This is a genomic window from Mycolicibacterium sp. Y3, from assembly GCF_051188035.1.
Taxonomy (GTDB): domain Bacteria; phylum Actinomycetota; class Actinomycetes; order Mycobacteriales; family Mycobacteriaceae; genus Mycobacterium; species Mycobacterium fluoranthenivorans.
In genome coordinates this window covers 3,224,789-3,243,169 of record NZ_JAVQLT010000001.1, presented here as the reverse complement: position 1 = coordinate 3,243,169, position 18,381 = coordinate 3,224,789, and the positions used below count along the sequence as shown (strand labels likewise).

Genomic DNA, 18,381 nt, shown 5'->3' with positions numbered 1-18,381 from the left:
GGTTTTCCAGAGAGATCACGCAGGATAGAGACCAAAGTCACTACTGCCCGAGAAGGTCGGGGGCTTTCGTCACGGCTGGGCGCAGCAGTGTGCGGATTCCCTCGGGCAGCTGATCGAGCACCTTGTCGATCTGCGCCCGCGGCAGCAACCGCATGAGCGCGGCGGTCACCGCTGCCGACGCCACGCCGACGTCCTGGACGGCGATATTCGCCGCCCGGGCGAAATGCACGGTGTAGGCCCCCACGTCGTACTTGATCGGCACCACGCTGGGATCCCAGCCCGCGTAGAAAATCCCCCTGATCAGGTCCGGCAGCTGGGCCGCGAAATGCGCCGCCGCCTCGACGGTGAGTCGGTCCCGGAGGGTCTGCAGCCATCCACGCAAGACCCGGTAGGCGAACTCACGGTCGTCGGTGTCGAACTGCCCCGCGACCTCGTTGACCCACGCGCGAGCCGTCTGCACGGAGTGGTCGAGTTCGGTGATCTTGGAATTGGTGGACATGCTGATCCTCCCGTGACACTCCCTACCAGCACACCGCAACGCGTCAAGCCAGACCAGGGCCGAAGGTCACCGATTGCCGTGCACCCGGGCTACCGACAGGACGACCCGGCCCGGTGCCCGACCGACCGGGGGTCCAAAGACCCTAGATCAGCACGTCGCCGAGAGCTCACACTTCGCAGATACACCGGCCGGAACGGCCCATTCGCAGCAAAGGAGGACGCGATGAAAACCGCTCGAGAGATCATGCGCACGGGAGTGACCTGTATCGGCGAACACGAGATGCTGGCCACCGCGGCACAGCACATGGCCGAACTCGGCATCGGCGCACTGCCGATCACCGGGGACGACGGACGCGTGCGCGGCATGCTCACCGACCGCGATATCGTGGTGAAATGCCTTGCTGCTGGCCGTGATCCGAACACCACGACGGCCGGCGAGCTGGCCCAGGGCACGATCCACCACGTCGGTGCACATGCCAGTGTCCAGCAAATGCTGGATCTCATGACAGAACACCGGGTCCGGCGCCTACTGGTGCTCGACGATCATCGCCTGGTCGGCATCGTCAGTGAGGCCGATATCGCGGGCCATCTACCCGAGCATGCCACCGCCGGCTTCGTCAAAGCGATCTGCGCCCAGCAGGCCATCGCCAACCGTTGAAGGCCCGACGGGGGACATGCTGTGTGGGTGTGCCGGAAGAGATTGTGAAGCAACGCTTTCGAATATCTTACGCCTATCCCACTTGCCCGGCGCTCGCGAGCTGATAGACCTCGATGAGCCGGGTCAGATCGCTGGCGGTGACGATGCCGACGACCCCTCCTGATTCGACCGGGTCGACGACCAGGGCGCGGTGTTCGGACTTCGCTGCCAGGCGCTGCAGCAGCGCCGTGACCGATTCGTCCGACGTGGTCGTGATCACCGCGGACAGCGGCATCGCAGCTTCGCGTACCAATGTCGTGTTGCGCCGGCCCGGTGCGACGCGACGCAACACCGACAGGCTGATCAACCCGATGACCGACCCGTCGCGATCGGTGACCGGGTAGGCCGAGTGGCGGTCCCCCAGCAGGTACCGCTGAATGAACTCCGCCACGGTGATATCCCCGGGGGCGGTGTGAGGGTGGGCAGTCATCACGTCGGCGACGTGCACCGTGTCGAAGGCGTGTTTCGTCCTCACCTGCGCCTCCTCCTCACGAGATGCAGAAAAGATGAACCATCCGAGAAACACCAGCCACACGCCGCCCACCGTTGCGCCGGCCAGAAACTCACCCAGTCCCAGTGCGATCAGCACGAGCGCCAGAATGCGCCCTACGCGTGCGGCACCCACACCCGCCCGTACCGGATCACCGTAGCGACGCCAGAGGTAAGCCCGCAGCACCCGTCCGCCGTCCAGCGGTGCGCCCGGCAGCAGATTGAACAGACCGAGCATCAGATTGATGCCCGCCAGCCACGACGTGACCCCCACCAGGATGGGCGCAGCGCCCAGCGCACCGAGACCGTACCCCGCGACCCCGAACACCGCGGCGATCGCCAGACTCGCCAAGGGGCCCGACACCGCGATGCGAAACGCCTCTTTCGGAGTCTTCGCGTCACCGCCCAGACGAGTGACGCCACCGAACAGCCACAGCGTCACATCGGACACCGTCACGCCGGCACGGCGTGCGAGAACCGCATGCGTCAACTCGTGGGCAAGGAGGGACCCGAGCAAGATCAGCGCGCCACAGATCCCGGCCACCCAGTAGGCGGTTTGCGGATAACCAGGCGCTTCACCGGGCAGGGAGGATGCCAGACTCCACGTGAACAACCAGAGGATGACCAGCACGCTCCAATTGACCCGTACCACGAATCCGGCGATCCGTCCGATCGGGATGGTATCCATGTTCGCTTTCCAATACTGTTGATCGCCAGTTCACTTCGGCGTTCCGGAGGAACCGAGGTGGTCGATGAACCAGTCCCGCGCCAACTCTGCGACCTCTTCGAGGGTCCCCGGCTCCTCGAACACATGGGTAGCACCGGGGACTATCGCGATTTCGCAAATGCCGTGCATGACCGCGCGTGCGAGCTTGTTGAATTTCAAGACGACGTGATCCCGTCCACCAACGATCAGCAGTGTCGGTGCCACCACTTTCGCCAGCGCAGCATCCGCGAGATCGGGCCGGCCGCTTCGAGACACCACTGCGTCGACCTTTGTCCATGGGTCAGTGGCGGCGGCGAGCGCGGCAGCTGTCCCCGTGCTGGAACCGAAGTAGCCCACCGGCAACGATGCGGTATCAGGTCGCTCGCCCAGCCAACGGGTGACGTCGACCAGTCGGCGACCCAGCAGATCGACGTCGGATACGTTCGCGCGGTTGCGTTCCTCGTCCTGTGTGAGGAGATCTACGAGCATTGTGGCTAACCCGGATTGGTTCAAAACCCGCGCCACCAGGCGGTTGCGTGGGCTGTGCCGACTGCTCGCGCTGCCGTGCGCGAAGACCACGACACCCGCGGCGTGTTCAGGAACGGTGAGAAGACCGGTCACCACAGTATTGCCGGCCACCCGCACCTGAACTTCATCGTCTCGGAGAGGTACTTCCTCTAGCGTGTCGGGCTCGAGCACGGCTGCACCACCGCGGCCCGCGCGGCGGAGCAGCGTTGCCACTTCGCTGTCGGGCACCGGAGGTAGGTGCCGATACTCCCGGCGGAGCGAATATGTCGGCGCCGGGGTGTCTACGCAGACCACGTCGTCTGCATATCCTGCCAACATCGTCTTGACGTCGCCCGGAGCCGTCGGTGCGGCGACGATCACCTTCCGAGCGCCTCGTGCGCGGGCGATCCGGCATGCCGCTTTGGCGGTCGTACTGATCGACATACCGTCATCGACGATCACGGCGACGCGGCGCCTCAAGGAAATACGGTCACGGTCGCCCCTCAGCCGTTTCGCGCGCCGACGCAGATCCGAACGCTGTCTGGCTTCGATCTGCGCGATCTCGTCCTGACCGAGGTGCCACTCGCGCACGATTGCATCGTCGATCAACCGCGCCCCTCCCTCGCCGATCGTCCCGAACGACAGCCCGGGCTGACCCGGTACCGGGAGCTGACGAACCAGGAGGATGTCCAGCGGGGCTTCGAGCTGTGCGGCGACCTCGAACGCCACCGGCATACCACCGCGCGGCAAACCGAGAACGACGACATCTTGACCGGCAAGCGATTCCAGATGCGGGGCAAGTTCGAGTCCGGCGCCGAACCGGTCGGTGAACACCTTCATAGGCAAATTCTGGCGACCACGAAGGTGGAGCGAAGCGGTACTTGGTCGCCGAACGGAGGGACGATGGTCCCTGGTTCACGGGTAGCGCCGGAACGCCGGTTACCACGGCACAACAGAGGCCTTTAGTCCTCACAGCTGCGTGCTCTATACCCTGCCCCGCAGGTGCCGTGCTCGACCAGCATCGAGGAATGCCAACGAACGCCAGCAGCCCAGTCAACGACGGGGTGCGCAAGTTCAACAAACACGTGCTGAATCCGCTGATGCTGCACCTGGCGGGCCGCAAGCACTGGTACGCGGGCGTGATTCGGCATACTGGCCGCCGCACCGGGCGGACACACCGGACGCCGGTCGTCGCCGTGAGGGTGGCCGACCACATCGTCACTCCGTTGCCCTATGGCGCGGATACCGATTGGCTCCGTAACACCCTCGAAGCCGGCGAGGCGACCATCACCACGGGCGGCGAACGCCTCGATGTGGTCAACCCCCGGATCATCGACACCGCCGACGCGGCGACCCTTCTGCCGGCCCGAAGACTGCGGGAGTTCACCCGCTTCGGTATCGACCACTTCGCCGAGTTCGACCTGGCGACTGACACCCCTGAGGAATCTGGCCATGAAGACTGATGCTGTTCGCCAGCTCACCGATGCGCCCGGACCGTTCGTGTCGGTACTCATCGATGACAGCCACGAAACCCATGACGCCGTCGAGCAAGCGGAAGCTCGCTGGACCGGCATCGGTCGACAGTTGGAGGACAGGGATGTGGCCCAAGACGTCATCGAAGCCCTCAAGCGCGCCGTTCTGCACAGCACACCCGTGGTCGGGCGGAAAGGTCGCCTGGTGATTGCCGGACCGGATGTGGTGCTTGTCAACGAGCAGCTCGACCACGCGCCACCAGCGACCGTGGTCCGCATCTCCGATTACCCCTATCTTCTTCCCCTGCTCGAACTCACGATGCGGCACCCGGCCTACGTCGTCGCGTCGGTCGACCATCTCGGCGCAGATCTCACCGTGCACGACCGGCAGCACGTCCATACCGAAACCGTTGAAGGTCCCGGCTATCCGGTGCACAAACCCGCCGCGGCCGGCCGGTACGGCTGGGGCGACGCCGAGCGCTCCACAGAGGAAGCGGTGCGCATGAACGTGCGGTCGGTGGCCGACCGCATCACCGAACTGCTGACCACCAGCGGCGCGGAACTGGTGTTCGTGAGTGGAGAGGTGCGGGCCCGAACTGACGTCATCTCGGCACTACCGGCACACATCGGTGCGCATGCGGTTCCGCTGTCTGCTGGAGCGCACGGCTGCCGGGCCCCCGAATCGGAACTGGCCGACTCGATCGCCGCCGAATTCGCTCGCCGTCGGCGTGCCGCGGCCGAAGCGGTCATGGACCGTTTCCAGGCCGAAGACGCGCGAGGTTCGGGCTTGGCCGTGCAAGGCTTGCCCTCGGTGTGCGCGGGGTTGCGTGACGGCGCGGTCGACACGTTGATCATCGGCCGGCTGGGCAGCGCCACCGTCGTCTCAGGTCGGGACCGGACCACCATCGCGGCGGATGCCGATTCGCTGTCCGAGTCCGGCGAGGCGCCATGCCGGATAGCGCCGGCAGACGAGGTGCTGCCGTTCGTTGCCATGTCGACCGACGCGTCGGTGGTGCGCGCGGCTGACGGGGTTGCGCTGACGGACGGGATCGCGGCGATCCGGCGGTATCCGGTCAGCAGCACTGCCGGGGCCACAGCGGTGCGCCAACCACAGTCCTCGGAGGCGTGAGCCCACCGCGCCAGACGGTCACTCGAAACAGGCAGAGAAAATGGACAACTCGCGATTCGCCACCGGCCCGGCGCCGGGCCAGTACGCCCTCGAGACGGAGGATCAGCTCCAGCCGGAGGACACGCTGGTCGACCGGGGCGTCGAGGACGTCCTCGACGAGGGGTACTCACCACCGGACCGGCCGGTCGGTCCGGGCGCATATGGCCCTCCAGAGAACATGAACCAGCTCCTCGCCGAGGAAGAGCCCGATCCGGCGGCACGGCTCAACGTGCTCCTCGACGACGCTGAACTGTGTCGCTCCGACGCCGCCGAACAGGAAGCCGAGTTCCCCCTGCAGCACGAGGTGGGGCAGGTGCGCGCAGGCCGACTTGTCGCACCGGACGAGGGCTTCGGCTGCGACGAAGAGCCACAGTTGATCGCACAGGACGTCGGATTCAGTGGAGGGGCAGCGTCCGCCGAGGAGGCCGCCGTGCACATCATCGACGACGTCCAAGAACCGACCGCCGAAGACTGAAGGGCTCGACGATGACTGATACCCGAGGAACCGACGCAGGGGTCGGTGCCGACGAGCCGGTGCAGGTGAAGAGCGGCTCCGTCACTGTGGCAGGCATTCTCACGGTGCCACCCCGCCCATGCGGTGCGGTGATATTCGCTCACGGCAGCGGCAGTAGCCGCTTCAGCGTGCGCAATAGGTATGTGGCCTCCGTCCTGAACAAGGCGGGCTTCGCCACGTTGCTGTTCGACCTGCTCACACCGGAGGAGGAAGCCAACCGTGCCAATGTGTTCGATATCGGGCTGTTGGCGAGCCGGCTGGTCGACGTCACCGGGTGGCTCGCCGGCCGTCCCGGGACAGCGGGACTGCCCATCGGGTACTTCGGCGCGAGCACCGGGGCCGGGGCGGCTCTGGCCGCGGCCGCGGACAAACGGGTCGAGATCGCAGCAGTGGTCTCGCGAGGTGGTCGTCCCGATCTTGCGGGCACCCGGCTTGCCGGCGTGACCGCGCCGACCCTGCTCATCGTCGGCGGACGTGACGAGCAGGTGCTGGAACTGAATCGGCAGGCCAAGGCGGCGATGACTGCCGAATGCACGATATCGGTGATCGACGGCGCGACACACCTTTTCGAGGAAGCCGGCACCTTGGAGCAAGCCGCCGCGCTGGCACAGGATTGGTTCACCCGGCACATGACCCGCCGGCCCGACGCACCATAGTCGATCTGGTCCAGCCGGGGATCACCCGTCCGCTGCCACGATGACGGCATCCGATCCCGGATACACCATCGCCTCGTCATCACCGTCGAGCCAGCGGACGATGTACGGCGGCGACCCGTCACCCGATCGCACGTCGGTGATCACCCCACGCCGGCCCCGGCGGCCGGTCGAGGAACCCTTGACGACAAGCCAGTCACCCACCTGAGCATGCATGGGCACTCCTCTCCCTCACCACTTCGATGGTGACCGCGTCGACCACCTGTCCGCAAGGGTACGAAGTCCCTACCCGCGCACCGCGTGTGCACTCGCGAATGTGGACCAAAGACACTCGCAATACGTGAATTTCGGCCTTAGCGCACGCCGGCGTGCAGTGGTGTGATCTATATGACGGACTCACCGAGGAGCCAACGATGAAAACACTGAACAGCTACCGGCATCGGCAGGTGAACACGGTGTCGGCACGGTATGTCGTCACCGACCGTTTGCATCACGAACGCTGCGTCTGCGTGGCAGCCGACCAACTCACCGCGACGGTGTCGAACTGGCTGGCCCAGCTCGGGGCGCACAGCAGTTTGGTCGAGGAGCTCGCTCGTACGGTCCGCCAAGGCGATTGGGCTGCCGCGCATGCGATCGCCGACGCCTTGTCGATCGAAGTGACGGTGGCCGCATGAATGACTCGACCTCGGCAGTCGCAGATCCGCACCTACGGGGTGCCGGTGAACACTGTGCCACCATCCTCGCCGACGATGAGTTACGCCGCCGCATCCGTGATTCGGCCATTCGACAGATCGGGGCTCAGGGAGTCCCCTTTTCGTGGCAGGCGCTGGCCACCACGACCGGCGTGAGCCGCGACGTCCTGGTACGGCTCTTCGGGTCCCCCGACATCCTGCTCAGATCCTGCGACGATCACCTGGTCGAGTCCCTGCGCGTCGCCGGCAGCCAGCGTACGCGTCGTGACGGTCCAGCCACCTTGTTGGCCGCGCTCACCGCGATCGGACTGGGCGCCCCGCTGTCCCTTTAGCATCGATGCCGTCGAAGTAGCCGTCGACATCGCTCCGGACGAATGCCGAGGTCCCCGGCGTCTGAAGCTTCGCAGTCGCAGCGGCGATCCCGTACCGCACCGCAACAGGTACCGGCCACTTCCGCGCCAGCCCGACGACGATGCCGGCGACCATGGCGTCCCCGGCACCGACACCGCTGACCGAGGGGACGTCGATGGCCGCGTAACGATGGCTGGACCGCGCCGTGACGAGGAGGGCGCCTTCGGCGCCGAGGGAGACCGCGACCATTTCTGCGACACCGCGGTCGATGAGTTCACGAGCTGCCGTCGTTTGCTCGGCCTCGGTGTCAAGAGGACGCCCGACGCACTCGCGTAGCTCTCGTACGCTCGGCTTCACCATGAACACGCCCGAACTGATGTGCGCCAAGCCCCCACCCGAGGTGTCCAGGATCAGTCGTGCACCCCGCTTCCCGCAGATGTCGGCCACTTGCTGATAGAAATCGGGCCGAACACCCGGCGGCAGGCTTCCACTGGCAACGACGAACTCCGCTGATCCCGCGGCGTCGCTCAGCACATCGAGACACCGGATCTGTTCCTCTGGGGTTAGGGCGGGTCCGGGAAGCACGAAGCGATACTGCCTACCCGTCGCACACTCGTTCACGGTCAGGCTCTGTCTGGTGTGACCGCTGACCGTGATCGGCAGGCTGGGGACTTCCGAGTCGTCGATGAGTGCGACGACGTGCGCTCCCGTGGGGCCGCCGGCGGTGAACACGGCCGACACGGCGGCGCCCAACGCGTGAGCGAACCTGGCGACGTTGACACCACCGCCGCCCGCGTCGTATCTGACTGCACGACAACGGATTTTGTCAGTCGGTCCGACATGGTCGGCATCGACGGTGACATCGAGTGCTGGATTCACCGTCAAGGTGACGATGGCGGAGCCGCTCACAGACCCGTGGGGTAGGTTTCCGGAGTCTGGCCGGCGACCCATGTGCTGGTGAGCTCCAGAGGTTCCAGCGCAGTGGTCCGGTCGATGTGGATGATCGCGTCGAACTGATCCCCCGGCCGGACGTGGTAGTAATGACTCTGCCGTTCGGTGGCGGGCAGGTAGATGACCCCGATCGCCCGGCCCAGGCGGACGGTGTCCAGCGGCTCTTCGGCATCCCGGCTGATATCCGCGGACACCAGAAACTCCGGCCGGTCGACCTCGTGCAGAAGTTCTTCGACACTGCCGTTGAGCGCCGGCCGGACCACCTTTCGCTCAGCGATACCGCCCCACTCGGTGGCGGCGGTGACCGTGCCGGAGTAGGTCGTGAATCCGATCAGCCGTGCCTGCTCGCCATACCCTTCCCGAACCAATTGCCCCAGGGTCAACTGCCCGTCCACACCAACCTCGGTGGCCCGTGCGTCACCGACATGAGAATTGTGTGCCCACACCACAATCCGCGTCGGTTCACCCTCTGCATTGTCACCAAGATGCGCGCGCAGGGCCTTCAAGGTCTGAAACATGTGCTGATCTCGCAGATTCCAGGAGGTGACCCTGCTGCCGAACATCGCACGGTAGTACATCTCCGCATTGCGCACGGTCTGCGCGTTCTGCTGTGCGTAGAAAAGTTCGTCCTCGGCGAGGAGTCCGTCGCGCCGCGCATACTGCAAGCCGTTGCGCTGCAAATCGACCAGCTGGTCGACCACCTGCCGTTCACAGGACATCCCGGCACCGAAAGCCGCGGCGTACCCGTAGGACTGCCCGTCGTCACCAGACGTACGATCGAAACAGGCATAGCGTTCGCGCGCCCGTCGCGCGGCTTCTGGATCCACGTTCTCCAGATAGTCGACCACCTCCTGCATCGAACGGTGCAGACTGTAGAGATCCAGGCCGTAGAAACCGGTCTCGCGATCCCCCTTCGCGCGACGCGCAGCATTGTGTGTGCGCAGCCACCCCACGAAGTCGCGCACCACGGTGTTGCGCCACATCCAGGACGGAAAGCGCTCGAAACCGTTCAATGCCTCATCGGCCGAGCCATCGGTCCCCTGGCCCCGGACATACCGATTCACCCGATATGCATCGGGCCAGTCGGCTTCCGCCGCCACGGCGCAGAAACCCTTCTCTTCGATCAACCACTTGGTGATCTCGGCCCGCGCCTGATAGAACTCGGCCGTGCCGTGCGAGCTCTCGCCGATCAGCACGACTCTCGCATCGCCGATGATCTCGTCGAGCGCCTCCTTGGGCGGCACACCCGACGGCGCATCGACCGCGCATCGGGCGATGACCTCAGCGGGCGATTCGGCAAGGCGACGCCTCGCGGTGGCGATACCGACAGTGGGCGTGGCAAGCAGTTCGCGCACCTCGTCGTCACTGACCTGTGCGAAATCCCAGAATGACTCCCCCACCGCAAGGAAAGGCGTGGGCATCGAGGCGCAGACGACATCGTCGACGATCGCCTCGAATTCCCGGCATGTCGACTCCGGCGCCGCGGGTACGGCGACCACGATCTCGGCCGGGTCCATATCCCGCAGCGCTTGAACCGCAGCCAGCATGCTGGCACCGGTGGCCAGGCCGTCGTCGACCAGGATGACAGTCTTGCCCGCGAGTTCAACCGGCGGACGGCCCGCCCGGTACGCTGCTTCGCGCCGGGTGAGTTCGCGGGCCTCGCGCTCGGTGATGTCGCGCAGCTGCTGCGGTGTCACGCGCAGCGCCCGGATCACATCGTCGTTGACGACCACCCGTCCACCGCTGGCCAGCGCACCCATCGCGAACTCGTCGTGCCCAGGCGCACCGAGTTTGCGAACGATGAAGGGATCCAGCGGAGCTCCCAGCGCCGCAGCGACTTCCCATGCCACCGGAACGCCGCCACGGGCCAACCCGAGCACCACGACACCCGCTTTGCCGCGGTAGCCGCCCAATAGGCCGGCCAGAACACGGCCGGCCTCCCGTCGATCACGGAACATTCGTCTCGGTTGACCCGCACCTATAGTCCGTCTCGCTGTGGTCATGGTTACTCCGTTTCCTGGTCTTCTCCGTCGGTGCATATGGGGTGACTGTAAGCAGCGCGCCCGGGTGACTGCTGTGGCACAAAGTCCCTACCTCCACGGATAACGACCCCACCATCTACACCGCGGGCGTGATCAATCCGAAGTCGCCGTCGAGGCGCCGATACAGCACACCGGCCCGGCCTTCGCTGGCCTCGACGAAGAACAGGAAAGGGGTACCGAGCAGGGCCAGCCGCTCCAGAGCCTGGTCCTCGGTCAGACAGGGCAGAGGATGTGGACTGATGGTCACCAGTTGTTCGAAGGGAGCCACCCTGGGCGCGAGGGCCGGAGCCACCAGGGCGAGCCGATACCCGGTAGGTCCGCCCCGATAGACGACAGCGGCTACGCCCGAACCGATCTCGCGGAAGAGATGGAAGTCGTAGCCGAACAGTTCCATTTCGGCGATCGCCACGTCCACCGAGCACGGTACGGTCGAGAACGACTTCCGCCGGACAACGTGTCCGGATTCGTCCGGTACCCCGGCCCCATCGACCTGCGGGCTGCGCCAGGGTGGCGCCAGACCCGGGCGGTGCTGGCGGCGCTTCCACTCCAGATGATGCACGAGACGCCGCCGTAGCCGCGCCTCCAGCATGTCGACCGCCTCACGTGCGGCATCTGCCTCGGCCTCCGCGGTCAATACGTGACCGCCGATCTCCAGATTCGCGTGTGCGACCACCGGATGCTCGACAGCCGGATCCCGACGACGCGTCACACTGACGTGCGCCCTCGACACGGGTGACTCGAGGAACCGGCCCAGACTGCCGATCTTGGCCCGTGCGTACCCAGCGACATCCGGAAGCTCACCGTGTGTGGTGACCTCGACGGCGAAGGCGGGTGCGGACTGCACCTCATCAGACATATCTTCGTTGGTACGCCATGCGACGACCAACCGTTAGGGCCGAAGGTCACTCCGTCTGGCAGCGGCAGGTTCGCCGGACCAACGGCCCCCGGGGCAGGGACTTCAGCCCCTAGTGCGCCCCGCCGGCCGGTGGTCGAATTCGTGGTGTCACAGCACTGGCCACACTCGATCAAAGGAGAACAGCATGAACAATGTCGCTGTCCCACAGCGCCATCTGCCGACCTGGCCGGACCTCTCGGAATTTCTTTCGGGCTTCCCGGCGTGGTCCGGCCTTCGCCCGAACTTCATCGGACACCCGATCAAGGTCGAGGACGACATCAAAGACGGCAAATACGAACTGCGCGCCGAGCTTCCAGGTGTCGATCCCGACAAGGACGTCGACATCACCATTCGCAACGGGGTTCTGACGATCAAGGCCGAGCGGAGCGAGAAGAAGGAGTCCAACGGCCGCTCGGAGTTCGCGTACGGCTCCTTCACGCGGTCGGTGACCCTGCCCGCCGGTGCCGACGAGGAAGGCGTCAAGGCGACCTATGACAAAGGGATCCTCAACGTATCGGTTCCGGTGAACGAAGTCGAAGCACCCGGTAAGCACGTCGCAATCGAATCGGCGAAGTGACCGGTCGTGGTCCCGGGGGTTTCGTTCGCACATCCCGGGACCACATATCGGACCTTCGCTCTCACGCCGAGTTGGCCTCTCGCATCAGCGCTTTCGGGACAGATGAGACCGATCACACCGTTGGACCGAGGAGGTCATGATGGAAGGTGAAGTCGACGCCCCACCTGTTTTGGTGGGGATCGACGGGTCGGACGCGGCGGTGAACGCGGCGCTGTGGGCCGTCGACGAAGCCACCGGACGTGATGCGCCGCTGCGCCTGATCTACGTGATCGACGACGAGCGATGGCCCGGGACCGTGCACAGTGAGGCCCAGATCGAGGTCGACTTCGCTCAAAGCGCCCTCGACCGCGCAGCGGAGGCCGTGCGAAGCGCCGGCAAACCCGTCACGGCCACTGGCGCGGTGTTGCGGGGCCATCCAGACAAGGTGTTGATCACGGAATCCACCCACGCATCGTTGGTGTGCGTCGGATCGAAGGGCATCGGTTGGGCGGCCAGCAAGGTGCTCGGTTCGACTGCTGAATCAGTAGCGGCGCAGGCACACTGCCCGGTGGCGATCATCCGGCACGGCGAAGGGTCACCTCCGACCCGTACGGGTGGCGTCATCGTGGTCGGCTTCCGGCGAGCGGAACACGAAGACCGCGTGTTCCAACAGGCGCTGGAAGAAGCCAGACTCCGTCACTGCGCGCTCATTGCCGTGGGCTTGTGGCGGGAGGACTTCGGCGAAGCCCCCTACGACGAATTGGAACGCTGCGTCCAGCAGTGGCAGAGCCGCTATCCCGATGTGCACGCCTATCCGGTCGCCAGCCGGGCCGACCTGCCCAGGTTTCTGGCCGACAATGCCGACGGCCACGTACAGCTGGCTGTCATAGGTGAGGACGATGCTGACCAGGTGGCGAATATCGTCGGCCCGCAAGGCCATTCGCTCGTCGAGCACGGCCGGTGTTCAGTGCTGATCGCACGATGATCGCCGGTGAACTTTCGTCCCCCGCCCTACCCCTCAAGCAGCTGATCTCAACCTCGAAGGAGAACGTACATGTCTAGCGCCACCGCCCCCCACAATGGAATATTGGTCGCCGTCGACGGCTCGGGATGTTCGGACGACGCCGTACGCTGGGCCGCCGCCGAGGCGGTTCTGCGCCGGCAGAAGCTGAGCATCGTGAACATCGTCAGCCCGCTGACCGACGGCTGGTACGGCGCGGGAATGTTCGGTTCTCCGATCACAGCGGAGTTCGGTGCCTGGCAGCAGGATGAGGCTGACAAGATCATCGCGGACGCCGTCCGTATCGCGCGGGACAGCGTCGATGGCGCGGACCTGGACATCAGCACCGAAGTGCCGTTGACGGCGGTGGTCCCGACCCTCATCGACTTCAGCAAGCAGGCCGCGATGATCGTGCTCGGCAGTCGGGGAATGGGTGCGGTGGGGCGGCTGCTCCTCGGATCGGTGAGCACCGCCCTCGTCCATCACGCCCACTGCCCGGTCGCGATCATTCGCGGCCCGTTGAGCGAAGGACAGACCCACGGTCCGGTGGTGGTCGGTATCGACGGTTCGCCGGCCTCCGAACGTGCCACGGCGGTCGCGTTCGAAGAGGCCTCCTTGCGCCACGCCGAATTGGTGGCCCTGCACGCGTTCAGCAATACCGAGTGGCCCGAGGTGATGCCGCTACCGTGGTCGGCCTTTGCCGCGGAAGCCGGCGAAACGCTGGCCGAACGTCTCGCCGGATGGCAGGAACGCTATCCCGACGTGGTGGTGCAGCGGGTGGTTGTCCGGGACCAACCCGTGCAGAATCTGCTTGCCCAGGCCGAATCAGCACAGCTGGTCATCGTCGGTAGCCATGGTCGTGGTGGCTTCGCCGGGATGCTGCTGGGATCGGTGAGTTCAGCTGTGGTCCACCAGATCCAGTCCCCGGTGATCGTGGCACGCCATGACTAGCCGGATCGAAGAGTGTGCCGGGGTGGGTCGGAAAGCGGACCGTCAACGCAATGCGCAGCGCACCCTGGGTACGGCCGAAGGCATTCTCGTGGCTCTGGGCTGGTGCAGCCTCGACCACGCGTTCGCCGAGATCGTGGACACCGCCAAACGTCACAACGTGTCGGTGATCGAGCTGGCCAGTGCGCTGGCAGCGATCGTCGATGACTCGGTCGCCCATGATGCACACGATGACGCGCTGGCCGCCGCCAAGAGAGCCTGGGGCGCCCCGGCCGATCGACTCCGTGCCCGTACCGAGGCCAAAGGGGCACGTCCCGCTCGAGATTCGGCTGGCCCTCTTGCCCCGTCGCAGACCACGCTGATCGACCCGATACCGCTCGGCGACGACGCCGACCTGGCCGAACAGTCGGACGACATCGTCCGGACCGCGCCGGTCGGTGATGATCTCGATGACGAACTCGTCGGCAGTCGGGAGGCCGATGCCGCCGACCTCCTCGAGCAACGAATGACGATCGCGGACTCCAGCCATCGCAGCCCCGACTACGACGACGACCGCACCCTGAGCGCCTACGAGTGACATGCAGTGAGCCGCCGACCGTTCGGCGATGTGATCTCGCGTAGTCATCTCGCGCCGTCGATCCGGCAGATCAAGGCCACAGCGGCAGCCGCCACAACGTCTGGTCGGGCTCGAGTTGCCACAGCCGCGCCGCATTCAGTCGCACGATGCTCAGGGCGCCGGCGATCCAGGGGATCATGAACACCGCGCCACCGGCCATCAAGTGACACCGGAATTCCCTCCACGGACAAGCCCGTTCGAATCTGTGGTCAGTCCGCTCGGGCGACGATCACCGGCATCCGGGCAGCGTGGACCACCGCAGAACTGACCGAGCCGAGCAGCATTGCGCCGGCGCCGCCGCGGCCATGGCTGCCGACCACGAGCAGCTGGGCCTTATCGGCGTGGCTGAGCAGCTGTCGGGCGGGATGACTGCACTCCAGCACCGGGCGGACCGTCACCTCCGGGTAACGCTTCGTCCATTCTTTGAGGTGCTCGGCCAGCATGACTTCGGCCGTTCGTTGAAGGTCGCCCCAGTACGGCGTGGCAAGGTCGTCGCTGCGGTCACTCCACACGTGCACGGCGACAAGCTCCACACCCCGCCGGGTGGCCTCTTCGAAGGCGATCTCGGTCGCCAATTCGGACGCCGGGGAACCGTCGATGCCCACCACCACGGGTGCGTGTGCAGGGTCGGGCATCAGCGGATCCTCGTCGCGGATGACCGCGACCGGGCAGTGCGCCCGGTGCACCAGGCCGGACGAGACGGACCCGAGGAGCAATCGGCCCACCCCACCGAGCCCGCGGCAACCGACCACGACCATATCGGCGTCCGCGGACATCTCCACCAGCGCAGGAACCACGGGAGCCGACAGGAGCCGGCGCTGAACGACCACACTCGGGTGTTCGGAGATGGCATCGGCAACCACGCCGAGTGCATCGGTGAGGACCTTTTCCGCGAGCCGATCACGCTCTGCCCAGTAATCTTCCGAGATCGGTACGTCCATCCAGGAGACCATCGTGCCGGTCGGCACCACATGTACGACGGTGAGCGTGGCCCCGCGCAGCTCGGCATCCCGAGCCGCCCAATCGACGGCAACTCGGGATGCGGGCGATCCGTCGGCTGCCACGACGATGCCGAGTGGCTTTCCCTTCGATACTGCATCGGTGCTCATGACACGCTCCTTCGACACATCCAGGGCTCCCCGGTCTGCTGCCGGATCACCAACAGCACCAACGCATCATGAATCAGCCGGGGAACCGTCGTCGAGAGTCGAAGGTCACCCAGTTCAGTTGTCCTCGCTTCAATCCCGCCGATCACGGTGTGGAGCGAATTCGAGTGCCAGCAAGACCGCCACGGCGGGAACGACGCCGATCAAGGGCAGCAACACGTAGCGGCGCTCCGACATCGCATCGAACTTTCGCAGGTAGCGATAAAGCGATTCGAGCTTGACGACCCGATCGCCGGCATGGGCAAGCAGCCGAAGGACTCGCAGCCCCGCATTGGTGGAGGCACTTGCGAACAGGTCGGGAAACGGCGCGAAGGACAGCGAAACCCGTTGGAAACCATGCTCCTTTGCCCAGGTGATCATGTCCACGGCCAGCCGCTCATCGACTCCGTTCGGCGCGTCCGGCCGCCGCCAGGGCAGATCCAAGCTCAGATCGCTCCCGTTGCCCGCACTGACATAGCGCTGAAACGCCTCCACTCGCCCGGCCTTGCCACGGGCGATGATCAGCAGCACACCCGGGTAACGGCCCGACAGCGCACGACCGAGCATCATGGAAAAGCCCCGGTGCGTGTTCTTGTGCGATGTATAAATCACTTCCAGTAGTTCACGTTTCAGAGCGTCATCCAGATCGCGTTCCGGCACCACCTCTGTTGTCACATGAGCGTTATGGGTGCGGTTGACGGCCTGCCGCAGATTTCGCTTCGATCTGCCGACCAGATCGAACCGATCGACATCGACCACGACGTCGCGACCGAACGAGATCGCCCGCAGGCGCGGACCCGGAACCAGCTCGCTCTGCCACATACCCACATGGTGCGCAGACGCGCCCAGCACCACGATCCGCCAACCGTGGGCCCGACACAGTACGGCGAAATCGCCGACTACCTCGCTGTAGCGTGCCGGGTCGCCGATCGGATCGCCGCTGACCACGGCGAACCCGGCCACTGCGCGGTACGCCAATGCGGCAGCCCCGTCACTGGAGAAGACGTAGCTCTTCCCCGCCGCCATCGCAAACGGTGCCAACGGATCGTCGCGCGTCTGGTCGACCAGCACCGACACCGCACCCACTGCGGCCGGCTGATACCTGGAATCACTGGGCCACACGAAGACGACCGCCGCCGCAACGACACCCAGGAGCGCACCGCCGGGGTGCCCGCTGAGGCCGATGAGCACCCCGGTGAGCGCCAGTGCCGCAGCATATCCCGCGTGCAGTGCGGTGAGCGGGCGCCCGAGTGCACGCCCGTGCACGACGATGACCGCCGCCGAGGACACGGCCACGACATCCATCCGGGTGACTCCACGAGCGGTCTGACCAGCACGGTGCAGAGCGAACAGCAGCGCGGCCGCGCACACCGCGAGAAGGACAAACCCAGCCCAGGAGGTGTGCCCGCGGGTGCTTCCTGTCGGGAAGCGGATCGGCGTCGTCACCTCGGTAACGCAGTCATCGTTCATATGCAGCACCGTTGATACGCAGCACCGAATTCCTCGGATGACCGTCACCCCCGATTCTGCGAGCCTGCCAGCCGGCAGACACACCCGCTAGGGTCCAATGTCCTTGTTTCCGGGTGAGCAGGGGATCTTCGACTCTATCCACCCTGAACCGGCGCCGCGGAGACTCTTGCCTGTGGCCCCCCTGCCGCGTGAGGACAGACGCCCCCGACCGCGGGCTCGTTCCACCATCTTGCCGAGGTGGAGATCGGCTCAACCACGGGTGTACTGCTTGGGCGGTGCTACGACGCGCCGTGCCGGTGGAGCTGCGTGCCGGGTGGCGGACTACCGCCACAGTGGCGGCTACGGTGGACTCAATCGCGCCCTCTCCATCGGCGTCGAGGCGACACCGGTCCTGGCCGCGACCCCACCGCACACCCCCGAGTACACGAGCAGATGGCCCATCAGCACAATCCCGTCAGGCGGCACGCGGGGGTTCATGTGCGCCGGCCTCTTCGCTTCTCCGCACATGTTCCGAAGTCAGCGGCTTCCATCCGACATAGGTCAGGTACAACCCGATCGCCGCCACGATGACGAAGCCCGCTCGCCACGAACCGACGGAGCCGACCATGCGATTGGCCACTGACGCGAACACCGTAGGAAAGGCCATCAGGAAGATCCCGCGTACGATCAGCAGCCAACCGATAACCGACACGATCACAGCGGCCGGGCCGCGCCAACGTTGATGGAATGCCACGATCGCGATACCACCGAGCAGGATCAAGGCACCCGTCACCCACGGCCACACCGGGGTGGCGGAGAACTTACCCAGCAAGACCGCCATGTCAGAACTGCGGAAGACGGCAATCAGTGCCATCACAGCGAAGAACGGTCCGATGACCCGCGCGAAATCCCTTGTCCGATAATGAAGTGGTGATGAGGTGCTCATGCCGTCCTCCTTCAGGGCAGTATCGTTCATCCGATCATGTCGAGCACCTGTGACCGAAGAGCACATTGCCCTCGTTCGAGATGACG

At 65.6% G+C, this 18,381-nt stretch carries 21 protein-coding genes and 1 pseudogene; 11 read left to right on the top strand and 11 right to left on the bottom strand.

The features are described 5' to 3' along the window. Positions 1–40: 40 nt before the first annotated feature. Complete coding sequence (locus tag QN239_RS15710) at positions 41–499, bottom strand: DUF2267 domain-containing protein (RefSeq protein ID WP_499011667.1); 459 nt, start codon at positions 497–499, stop codon at positions 41–43. Between the two features lie 222 nt (positions 500–721). Here QN239_RS15710 and QN239_RS15705 point away from each other — a divergent pair, with 222 nt between their 5' ends. Next, a complete protein-coding gene (locus tag QN239_RS15705; RefSeq protein ID WP_499011664.1) occupies positions 722–1,156 on the top strand; it encodes a CBS domain-containing protein in 435 nt (144 codons plus the stop codon). Between the two features lie 73 nt (positions 1,157–1,229). On the opposite strand, the gene QN239_RS15700 is transcribed toward QN239_RS15705, so the two are convergent. Next, a complete protein-coding gene (locus QN239_RS15700; protein ID WP_499011662.1) occupies positions 1,230–2,372 on the bottom strand; it encodes a site-2 protease family protein in 1,143 nt (380 codons plus the stop codon). Between the two features lie 30 nt (positions 2,373–2,402). Continuing rightward, the gene (locus QN239_RS15695) at positions 2,403–3,737 is read right to left on the bottom strand and encodes a phosphoribosyltransferase family protein (RefSeq protein ID WP_499011660.1); all 1,335 of its coding nucleotides are present in this window, start codon (positions 3,735–3,737) and stop codon (positions 2,403–2,405) included. Between the two features lie 188 nt (positions 3,738–3,925). On the opposite strand from QN239_RS15695, the gene QN239_RS15690 reads away from it, so the two are divergent. From QN239_RS15690 to QN239_RS15675, 4 genes and pseudogenes are all read left to right on the top strand, one after another. Beyond that, entirely contained in the window at positions 3,926–4,360 is a 435-nt protein-coding gene (locus tag QN239_RS15690; protein ID WP_499011659.1) for a PNPOx family protein, read from the top strand. Next, on the top strand, positions 4,350–5,498 hold the full coding sequence (locus tag QN239_RS15685; protein ID WP_499011657.1) for an Rv2629 family ribosome hibernation factor: 1,149 nt from the start codon (positions 4,350–4,352) through the stop codon (positions 5,496–5,498). Before QN239_RS15690 ends, QN239_RS15685 begins: the two co-directional genes overlap by 11 nt. A gap of 40 nt (positions 5,499–5,538) precedes the next feature. Further along, complete coding sequence (locus QN239_RS15680; RefSeq protein WP_499011656.1) at positions 5,539–6,012, top strand: DUF5709 domain-containing protein; 474 nt, start codon at positions 5,539–5,541, stop codon at positions 6,010–6,012. Between the two features lie 50 nt (positions 6,013–6,062). Beyond that, positions 6,063–6,707: pseudogene (locus QN239_RS15675) on the top strand (dienelactone hydrolase family protein); the annotation flags it as partial. Between the two features lie 21 nt (positions 6,708–6,728). Here QN239_RS15675 and QN239_RS15670 read toward each other — a convergent pair. After that, the gene (locus QN239_RS15670; protein WP_499011654.1) at positions 6,729–6,920 is read right to left on the bottom strand and encodes a DUF1918 domain-containing protein; all 192 of its coding nucleotides are present in this window, start codon (positions 6,918–6,920) and stop codon (positions 6,729–6,731) included. 197 nt (positions 6,921–7,117) lie between these two features. Between QN239_RS15670 and QN239_RS15665 the strand changes: the two genes are divergently transcribed. Together QN239_RS15665 and QN239_RS15660 are read left to right on the top strand one after the other, a co-directional pair. Then, positions 7,118–7,378, top strand: a complete 261-nt coding sequence (locus QN239_RS15665; protein WP_499011652.1) for an Rv2628 protein family — start codon at positions 7,118–7,120, stop codon at positions 7,376–7,378. Next, the gene (locus QN239_RS15660; protein WP_499011650.1) at positions 7,375–7,728 is read left to right on the top strand and encodes a hypothetical protein; all 354 of its coding nucleotides are present in this window, start codon (positions 7,375–7,377) and stop codon (positions 7,726–7,728) included. The genes QN239_RS15665 and QN239_RS15660 overlap by 4 nt, the downstream gene beginning before the upstream one ends. Here the strand turns inward: QN239_RS15660 and QN239_RS15655 are convergent. The 3 genes from QN239_RS15655 to QN239_RS15645 all read right to left on the bottom strand — a co-directional run bounded on the left by QN239_RS15655 (position 7,691) and on the right by QN239_RS15645 (position 11,596). Beyond that, on the bottom strand, positions 7,691–8,698 hold the full coding sequence (locus tag QN239_RS15655; protein ID WP_499011648.1) for a 1-phosphofructokinase family hexose kinase: 1,008 nt from the start codon (positions 8,696–8,698) through the stop codon (positions 7,691–7,693). The genes QN239_RS15660 and QN239_RS15655 overlap by 38 nt on opposite strands. After that, entirely contained in the window at positions 8,653–10,701 is a 2,049-nt protein-coding gene (locus tag QN239_RS15650; protein WP_499011647.1) for an erythromycin esterase family protein, read from the bottom strand. Before QN239_RS15650 ends, QN239_RS15655 begins: the two co-directional genes overlap by 46 nt. 115 nt (positions 10,702–10,816) lie before the next feature. Next, positions 10,817–11,596 (bottom strand): sigma 54 modulation/S30EA ribosomal C-terminal domain-containing protein, encoded by a 780-nt coding sequence (locus QN239_RS15645; RefSeq protein WP_499011645.1) that lies wholly within the window; start codon positions 11,594–11,596, stop codon positions 10,817–10,819. A gap of 184 nt (positions 11,597–11,780) precedes the next feature. Here QN239_RS15645 and QN239_RS15640 point away from each other — a divergent pair, with 184 nt between their 5' ends. The 4 genes from QN239_RS15640 (at position 11,781) to QN239_RS15625 (ending at position 14,716) form a co-directional block, all read left to right on the top strand. Next, positions 11,781–12,212, top strand: coding sequence for an Hsp20/alpha crystallin family protein (locus QN239_RS15640; protein WP_499011643.1), 432 nt, complete (start codon positions 11,781–11,783; stop codon positions 12,210–12,212). Positions 12,213–12,351: 139 nt separating this feature from the next. Then, positions 12,352–13,176, top strand: coding sequence for a universal stress protein (locus tag QN239_RS15635; protein WP_499011641.1), 825 nt, complete (start codon positions 12,352–12,354; stop codon positions 13,174–13,176). Positions 13,177–13,245: 69 nt separating this feature from the next. Next, positions 13,246–14,142, top strand: coding sequence for a universal stress protein (locus tag QN239_RS15630; protein ID WP_499011639.1), 897 nt, complete (start codon positions 13,246–13,248; stop codon positions 14,140–14,142). After that, on the top strand, positions 14,135–14,716 hold the full coding sequence (locus QN239_RS15625) for a hypothetical protein (protein ID WP_499011638.1): 582 nt from the start codon (positions 14,135–14,137) through the stop codon (positions 14,714–14,716). Before QN239_RS15630 ends, QN239_RS15625 begins: the two co-directional genes overlap by 8 nt. 70 nt (positions 14,717–14,786) lie before the next feature. Here QN239_RS15625 and QN239_RS15620 read toward each other — a convergent pair whose 3' ends face one another. From QN239_RS15620 to QN239_RS15605, 4 genes are all read right to left on the bottom strand, one after another. Further along, positions 14,787–14,915 carry a hypothetical protein gene (locus tag QN239_RS15620; protein ID WP_499011636.1) on the bottom strand — a complete coding sequence of 43 codons (129 nt, stop codon included), beginning with the start codon at positions 14,913–14,915 and terminating at the stop codon, positions 14,787–14,789. 49 nt (positions 14,916–14,964) lie between these two features. After that, the gene (locus QN239_RS15615) at positions 14,965–15,864 is read right to left on the bottom strand and encodes a universal stress protein (RefSeq protein WP_499011635.1); all 900 of its coding nucleotides are present in this window, start codon (positions 15,862–15,864) and stop codon (positions 14,965–14,967) included. Between the two features lie 129 nt (positions 15,865–15,993). Beyond that, positions 15,994–17,370: an MprF family protein gene (locus QN239_RS15610; protein WP_499011633.1), complete on the bottom strand. Its 1,377-nt coding sequence runs from the start codon at positions 17,368–17,370 to the stop codon at positions 15,994–15,996. Positions 17,371–17,824: 454 nt separating this feature from the next. After that, positions 17,825–18,295 (bottom strand): hypothetical protein, encoded by a 471-nt coding sequence (locus tag QN239_RS15605; protein ID WP_499011631.1) that lies wholly within the window; start codon positions 18,293–18,295, stop codon positions 17,825–17,827. Positions 18,296–18,381: the final 86 nt, after the last annotated feature.

Bases quoted from the DNA above. Each gene is read 5' to 3' on its own strand.
- QN239_RS15710 (WP_499011667.1), bottom strand. From the start codon at position 499: ATGTCCACCAATTCCAAGATCACCGAACTCGACCACTCCGTGCAGACG.
- QN239_RS15705 (WP_499011664.1), top strand. From the start codon at position 722: ATGAAAACCGCTCGAGAGATCATGCGCACGGGAGTGACCTGTATCGGC.
- QN239_RS15700 (WP_499011662.1), bottom strand. From the start codon at position 2,372: ATGGATACCATCCCGATCGGACGGATCGCCGGATTCGTGGTACGGGTC.
- QN239_RS15695 (WP_499011660.1), bottom strand. From the start codon at position 3,737: ATGAAGGTGTTCACCGACCGGTTCGGCGCCGGACTCGAACTTGCCCCG.
- QN239_RS15690 (WP_499011659.1), top strand. From the start codon at position 3,926: ATGCCAACGAACGCCAGCAGCCCAGTCAACGACGGGGTGCGCAAGTTC.
- QN239_RS15685 (WP_499011657.1), top strand. From the start codon at position 4,350: ATGAAGACTGATGCTGTTCGCCAGCTCACCGATGCGCCCGGACCGTTC.
- QN239_RS15680 (WP_499011656.1), top strand. From the start codon at position 5,539: ATGGACAACTCGCGATTCGCCACCGGCCCGGCGCCGGGCCAGTACGCC.
- QN239_RS15670 (WP_499011654.1), bottom strand. From the start codon at position 6,920: ATGCATGCTCAGGTGGGTGACTGGCTTGTCGTCAAGGGTTCCTCGACC.
- QN239_RS15665 (WP_499011652.1), top strand. From the start codon at position 7,118: ATGAAAACACTGAACAGCTACCGGCATCGGCAGGTGAACACGGTGTCG.
- QN239_RS15660 (WP_499011650.1), top strand. From the start codon at position 7,375: ATGAATGACTCGACCTCGGCAGTCGCAGATCCGCACCTACGGGGTGCC.
- QN239_RS15655 (WP_499011648.1), bottom strand. From the start codon at position 8,698: ATGGGTCGCCGGCCAGACTCCGGAAACCTACCCCACGGGTCTGTGAGC.
- QN239_RS15650 (WP_499011647.1), bottom strand. From the start codon at position 10,701: ATGACCACAGCGAGACGGACTATAGGTGCGGGTCAACCGAGACGAATG.
- QN239_RS15645 (WP_499011645.1), bottom strand. From the start codon at position 11,596: ATGTCTGATGAGGTGCAGTCCGCACCCGCCTTCGCCGTCGAGGTCACC.
- QN239_RS15640 (WP_499011643.1), top strand. From the start codon at position 11,781: ATGAACAATGTCGCTGTCCCACAGCGCCATCTGCCGACCTGGCCGGAC.
- QN239_RS15635 (WP_499011641.1), top strand. From the start codon at position 12,352: ATGGAAGGTGAAGTCGACGCCCCACCTGTTTTGGTGGGGATCGACGGG.
- QN239_RS15630 (WP_499011639.1), top strand. From the start codon at position 13,246: ATGTCTAGCGCCACCGCCCCCCACAATGGAATATTGGTCGCCGTCGAC.
- QN239_RS15625 (WP_499011638.1), top strand. From the start codon at position 14,135: ATGACTAGCCGGATCGAAGAGTGTGCCGGGGTGGGTCGGAAAGCGGAC.
- QN239_RS15620 (WP_499011636.1), bottom strand. From the start codon at position 14,915: ATGGCCGGTGGCGCGGTGTTCATGATCCCCTGGATCGCCGGCGCCCTG.
- QN239_RS15615 (WP_499011635.1), bottom strand. From the start codon at position 15,864: ATGAGCACCGATGCAGTATCGAAGGGAAAGCCACTCGGCATCGTCGTG.
- QN239_RS15610 (WP_499011633.1), bottom strand. From the start codon at position 17,370: ATGAACGATGACTGCGTTACCGAGGTGACGACGCCGATCCGCTTCCCG.
- QN239_RS15605 (WP_499011631.1), bottom strand. From the start codon at position 18,295: ATGAGCACCTCATCACCACTTCATTATCGGACAAGGGATTTCGCGCGG.